We start from the raw sequence: 5942 nt of genomic DNA, 5'->3' as shown, positions 1-5942 counted from the left end.
ACGACGCCCGCGTTCTCGCAGTGGCGGTCCATCCGCAGCGGGAGCGACTCCGTCTGCTGGAGCGTGTTCCACGCGTCGAACGGCGACTGCTGGTCGCCCAGGTCGCGGAGCCCGCGGGTGATCGCCGCGAACGTGAACGCCGCGTCGCCGAACCGCTCGGCGAAGTTGATCCCGTGGTACGCGGGGTTGTCCTGCGCGATCTCCGGGTACTTCTCGGCGTGCTCGGCCCACGGGAACGAGCCGCCGTCGACGACGACGCCGCCGACCGTGGTGCCGTTGCCCGTGAGCCACTTCGTCGTCGACTCCCAGACGAGGTCCGCGCCGTGTTCGAGCGGCCGGCAGAGGTACGGCGTCGCGAACGTGTTGTCGACGAACAGCGGGACGCCGTGCTCGTGCGCGATGTCCGCGATCCGCTGGATGTCGGGCGTGACCAGCGCGGGGTTGCCGATCGTTTCGAGGTGGACGTAGGCGGTGTCCTCGTCGATGGCCTCGGCGTACCCCTCGTAGTCGAGCGGGTCGACGAACCGCGTCGAGACGCCGCGACGCTCGACGGAGTGGGTGAGGTAGGTGTAGGTGCCGCCGTACAGCGCCGACGAGGAGACGATGTTGTCACCGGCGGAGGCGAGCAGGAACGTCGTCACGTCGAGCGCGGCCATGCCCGAGGCGGTCGCGACCGCGCCGACGCCCCCTTCGAGCGAGGCGATCCGCTCTTCGAGGGCGGCGTTGGTCGGGTTCATCAGCCGGGAGTAGACGTTGCCGGCCTCTTCGAGGGCGAACAGGTCGGCCGCGTGGTCGGCGTCGTCGAACTGGTAGGCGGTCGTCTGGTAGATCGGCGTCGCGCGGGCGCCGGTCGTCGGGTCGGGGTCGGAGCCGGCGTGGACGCTTCGCGTGCTGAACTTCGGGGCGTCGTCTCCGTCGTCGGATGGCATGGATCCCTGTTCCGCCGCTGCGTAGTTAAAGCCGGCCGGCCCGCGCGGGCGTTTCCGGTATCTCGGAGACCGGGGGACGACGCCGATCCGGCGACCGCAACGCGGATCGACGGTCCGACGCGCTTCAGGCCGCGATCTCGTGCGAACCGTTAACAGCGTCGGGCCGTAATTCGGGGTATGGGAACACAAGGTCCGCGCGGCGAGTCCGCCGAGCTGGAGGACGTGCTGTCGGAGATCCCGGACGGGGTCTGGCAGTACCTCGCGCTCGGCGTCGCCCTCCTCGTCGGCGTCGCCCTCCTCGGACAGAGCCTCGTCTACGGCGTCGCGGCGCTCGCGGTGTTGCTGGCGGCCGTCACGGTCGTCAGCGCCGTCGAGATCGTCGACGCCTACGACAAGGAGGCGCTCACCGTCTTCGGCGAGTACCGCAAGCTCCTCCAGCCGGGCGTTCACATCATCCCGCCGTTCGTCTCGCGGACGTACGCGTTCGACATGCGGACCCAGACGATCGACGTGCCGAGCCAGTCGGCGATCACCCGGGACAACTCGCCGGTGACCGCCGACGCGGTCGTCTACATCAAGGTGATGGACGCGAAGAAGGCGTTCCTCGAGGTCGACGACTACAAGAACGCCGTCTCGAACCTCGCGCAGACGACCCTCCGCGCCGTCATCGGCGACATGGAGCTCGACGACACGCTCTCGCAGCGGGAGCTGATCAACGACCGGATCAACGAGGAGCTCGACGAGCCCACCGACGAGTGGGGGATCCGCGTCGAGGCCGTCGAGGTCCGCGAGGTGAGCCCGTCACAGGAGGTCCAGCGCGCCATGGAGCAACAGACCGGCGCCGAGCGCCGCCGCCGCGCGATGATACTCGAAGCGCAGGGGGAACGGCGCTCCGCCGTCGAGCAGGCGGAGGGTGACAAGCAGTCCAACATCATCCGCGCGCAGGGGGAGAAACAGAGCCAGATCCTCGAAGCGCAGGGGGACGCCATCTCCACGGTCCTCCGCGCGCGCTCCGCGGAATCGATGGGCGAGCGCGCCATCATCGAGCGCGGCATGGAGACCCTCGAGGAGATCGGCAAAGGCGAGTCGACCACCTTCGTCCTCCCGCAGGAGCTCACNATGGGCGAGCGCGCCATCATCGAGCGCGGCATGGAGACCCTCGAGGAGATCGGCAAAGGCGAGTCGACCACCTTCGTCCTCCCGCAGGAGCTCACGAGCCTCGTCGGCCGCTACGGCAAGGCCCTCTCCGGCTCCGACGTCCAGGAGATGGAGGGGCTCGACAGCAAGGAGTTCGACGAGGAGACGGAGAAGCTGCTCGGCCTGGAGGACATCGAGAGCGCCCTCGAACAGCTCGACACCGTGGCCGACAGCGACCTCCGGACCGACGAGACGCGGGACGCGGACAACGTCGACCTCGCCAAACAGGAGGCGGAGACCCGCGAGGCGGACCGGGACATCGAACTGGAGACCGAGAGCGAGCGGCCGGGAACGTAAGCCCGACTCGCAGCTGTCACACGTCGTCGACGGACCAGATCGCCGCCACCGCAACCGCGTCGCCGACGGCGCTCGGGTCGCCGACGTGACCGGAGCCGAAGACGCCGGTTACGAGCAGTGGTTAGCTCTCACAGGCTCGACACTCGAGAATGTCTCGACTGAATTTCTGTGCGGCGTTCACGCTGTGCTGGTAGTAGAGGCTCTTGACCCCTTTCTTCCAGGCTTCGATGTAGAGCTGATTGATCTCTTTGACGCTCACTTCGCTCGGGTCGATCGAGATGTTCAGGCTCTGTGCCTGGTCGATGTACTTCTGTCTCTGTGCTGCCTGGTTGATGATCGCCATCTGCGGTATCTCGGCGAAGGTCTTGAACACCTCTTTCTCTTCGTCCGTCAGGCACTCGAGATGCTGAACGCTCCCGTCTTTGTTTGCGATGCTGTCCCAGACGTCGCGTGTGTCTTTGCCCCGCTCCGCCAGAATCGCTTGAAGGAATCTGTTCTTCTGCGTTGACTTCAGCTTCGCACCGTCTCGCACGAAGTAGTTCGACTTCAGCGGCTCGATGCTCGGACTGACCTGCCCCAGAATGACGCTGCTCGATTTCGTCGGCGCCACGCTCATCGTCGTCGTGTTCCGCCTGCCGTACCCCTCGAGGACCTCCGGCTCCCCGAACTCGTCGGCGAGCGCCTCGCTCGCCTCGTAGCTCCGCTCTTTGATGGTCCGGAAGATCTCCCCGTTCTTCTCCATCGCCTCCATGCTGTCGAAGGGGATCATGTTGCGCTGGAGGTAGCTGTGCCACCCGAGCACGCCGATTCCTATCGCTCTGTGTCGCTTCGCGAACCGCACGGCCCGCTCCATGAACCGGACGCCCTCCGTGCGCTGGATGAACTCCTCCATCACCGCGTCCAGGAACCGCGTCAGCGTCTCCACCGCGTCGGTGTCCTTCCACTCGTCGTAGTGGAGCGCGTTCATGCTCGAGAGACAGCAGACGAAGCTCTCCTCCGCCGTGGCCGGCAGCGCGATCTCGGTACACAGGTTGGACGCGTTTATCTGGTAGTCCTTGTCCTTGTACACCTGCGGCTTCCCCTCGTTCATGTTCCCCCGGAAGATGATGTACGGAACGCCGATGTTGATCCGGGTCTCGATGATGTCCGCCCAGGTCTCCCGCTTCTCCTCGTCGCCGTCGATCATCGCCTGAAACCAGTCGTCACCGACGATGACGCCGTAGTAGATGTCCTGTACCGGGTCACCCTCGGTTTTGATGTTGAGCCACTCCTCTAAGTCGTCGTGTTCGACGTCGATGTAGCCGGCGAACTGCCCCCGCCGGGTTTCGCCCTGACTGATGACGTTGATGATCGTATCGAACAGCTCCGTGAAGCTGTAACTCCCGTTGCTCTTGCCGTTGTTCGTTATCGGACTGCCCCGCGGCCGCAGTTCACCGAAGTACCCGCTCGTGCCGCCGCCCTGCTTGGTCATCTCGCCCACCTCGGCTTGGGTGTGGAGGATACTCTCGATGCTGTCCTCCATGTAGCTGCCGAAGCAGCTGATGGGCAGGCCTCTGTCCAGTCCGAAGTTGGACCAGATCGGGCTGGCGAGACTGTAGAAGCCGCGGCTCATGTACTCGTAGAACCGGTCCGCGAACCCCTCCTCGCCCAGGATCTCTTCGGCGCGCTCCGCTATCTGTCTGACTCGCTCTTCCGCTTCGACGCCCTCGAGCAGGTATCCCTCTCTGAGGAACTCCCGACTGTCCTCGTTCAGCCAGTAGAACGGTTCCGTATGTCGTTGCTCAACGCTTTCGAGTGCTGTTTGTGCCATCGTTAGAACATGTCCTCGGCGGTAACGCTCTGCGTGTGTTTGTTGTACGTGGTCGACCGCTTGCTGAAGAAGTCGTTATCCTTCGTCATCATGATGTCCTCGTCGAACCAGCGCGTCTCCTCGAGCAGGTCGTCGTCCGTCTCGAATATCGGTTCCACGCCGACGTTTTCCAGGCTCTGATTGAACCGGTCTCGCAGAAACGCGTCGACGTGCGCCCTGGGAAGGAACTCCAGTTCGCCGTCGTCGAATATCCAATCCAGTATCTCCGTCTCTGCCTCGTATGCCTGCTGACAGGCTTCTTGGACGTCTTCCTCGAAGTCGTCATCGAAGAGGTCCGGGTTCTCCGCTCTGATCGTCTCCACCAGCTCGACCCCGAACAGCCCGTGAATCTGCTCCTCTTTGCTGGTCGCTTCGACGGCGTTCGCGATTCCCTTGAACTTCTTTTCGTGCTTGTCGAAGCTCGTCATGATGAGGAACTGGCTGAACAGCGAGACGTGTTCGACGAACGTGCTGAACAGCAGGATGCTCATCACGTACTCCCGTTCGTCGTCGCTCTCGCTCTTCTCCAGATACTCGTCGAGATACTCGATCCGCTTTTTCATCGCCGGCTCCGCAGTCACCTGTTCGAAATCGTCCGTGATCCCCAAGACGTCGAGGAGGTGACTGTAGGCGTCCATGTGCCGCACCTCGCTTTCCGCGAAGGTCATGCCCACGTTCCCGACCTCGGCTTTGGGCATCTCCTCGTAGATGTCCGACCAGAACGTCTTCACCTGCACCTCTATCTGCGCGATAGCCAACATCGTCCGCTTGATGACGGTCTGCTCGGCGGGAGTCGTGTTGACCTTGAAGTCTTGGACGTCTCCGTCGAAGTTGAACTCCGTGTGTACCCAGTAGCTGTTCCGGATCGCCTCGACGTAGTCCAGAAACTCGTTGTACTCGTAGGGTTTCAGCTGCGTTCGCTCCGAGAAGATGTCCGTCTCGATATCTTCGTCTGTACTCGCGTTGGTGTTCGCGTTTTCGCTTTCACTCATTTGGCCGTCTCGAACGTGACCGATTGCGTTGGATTGCCGCTGCCACTGTCTATCGTCGGTCCGGTGGGTCCGACCGCAGTCGTGTCGCTCGGGGGACGGTCTCACAGCGTACCGCGTGTGTAGCCGTGTGAACCGTATCGGACCACACAGACTCCACTGGTATAAGTATTACCAATAGAATTGTAGTATAACAAATTTACTTTCATAACGGCGGGTCGAGGTCGTTCCTCCGATCCACGAACGGGCGGTCCCGAGACGGGGACTGCGCGGTGGTCTCCGGGTACGGGTGGTCGCGACAGTGCCCAACTGGCGGCGTCGAGCCCCTGCGCTAGTCCGATCGCGAGGGCTCCGCCGAGCCGTTCGGCGAGAAGCGCGAACCCGGTGTCGGGCACGAGGGAGAGACCGACGAGATCCGGGACGCGGACGACGTCGACCGCGCCAAGTGAGAGGAAGGCGAGGCCGACCGCGACATCGAGTTAGAGACCGAAAGCGAGCGGCCGGGAAGCTGCGGCGGCGAGCGCTCTGGAGCCGGATTCGGGGCCGCCGGCGCTCAGGGCCGCCAGCGCTCGGGGTCGACCGCCCAGAGGAGCCCGACGGCGACCGCGCCGCCGACGCCGCCGGTGACGAGGGAGAGCGGGTCGGACGCCCCCGCCGCTGTCTCTTATACACATCTCTGAG

Annotated in this window: 4 protein-coding genes; 1 reads left to right on the top strand and 3 read right to left on the bottom strand. The window is 64.0% G+C overall.

Going from position 1 to position 5942, the window contains the following annotated elements:
• On the bottom strand, positions 1-929 hold a 929-nt coding region (locus tag C470_RS09485), incomplete at its 3' end, for an O-acetylhomoserine aminocarboxypropyltransferase/cysteine synthase family protein (protein WP_008366854.1).
• Between the two features lie 177 nt (positions 930-1106).
• Here C470_RS09485 and C470_RS09480 point away from each other — a divergent pair.
• Positions 1107-2423 carry an SPFH domain-containing protein gene (locus C470_RS09480; RefSeq protein ID WP_008366853.1) on the top strand — a complete coding sequence of 439 codons (1317 nt, stop codon included), beginning with the start codon at positions 1107-1109 and terminating at the stop codon, positions 2421-2423.
• A gap of 121 nt (positions 2424-2544) precedes the next feature.
• On the opposite strand, the gene C470_RS09475 is transcribed toward C470_RS09480, so the two are convergent.
• Both C470_RS09475 and C470_RS09470 read right to left on the bottom strand, forming a co-directional pair.
• A complete protein-coding gene (locus C470_RS09475; protein WP_007345594.1) occupies positions 2545-4233 on the bottom strand; it encodes a ribonucleoside-diphosphate reductase subunit alpha in 1689 nt (562 codons plus the stop codon).
• Between the two features lie 2 nt (positions 4234-4235).
• The gene (locus C470_RS09470; RefSeq protein ID WP_004599361.1) at positions 4236-5264 is read right to left on the bottom strand and encodes a ribonucleotide-diphosphate reductase subunit beta; all 1029 of its coding nucleotides are present in this window, start codon (positions 5262-5264) and stop codon (positions 4236-4238) included.
• Positions 5265-5942 lie beyond the last annotated feature (678 nt).

Source organism: Halorubrum distributum JCM 13561, from assembly GCF_000337395.1.
Classification (GTDB): Archaea; Halobacteriota; Halobacteria; order Halobacteriales; family Haloferacaceae; genus Halorubrum; species Halorubrum distributum.
Note: the sequence above shows the minus strand (reverse complement) of the source record. Positions and strands in the feature narration are given on the sequence as shown.

Coding starts and splice junctions, on each gene's coding strand:
- C470_RS09475 (WP_007345594.1), bottom strand. CDS start 4,233: ATGGCACAAACAGCACTCGAAAGCGTTGAGCAACGACATACGGAACCG.
- C470_RS09470 (WP_004599361.1), bottom strand. CDS start 5,264: ATGAGTGAAAGCGAAAACGCGAACACCAACGCGAGTACAGACGAAGAT.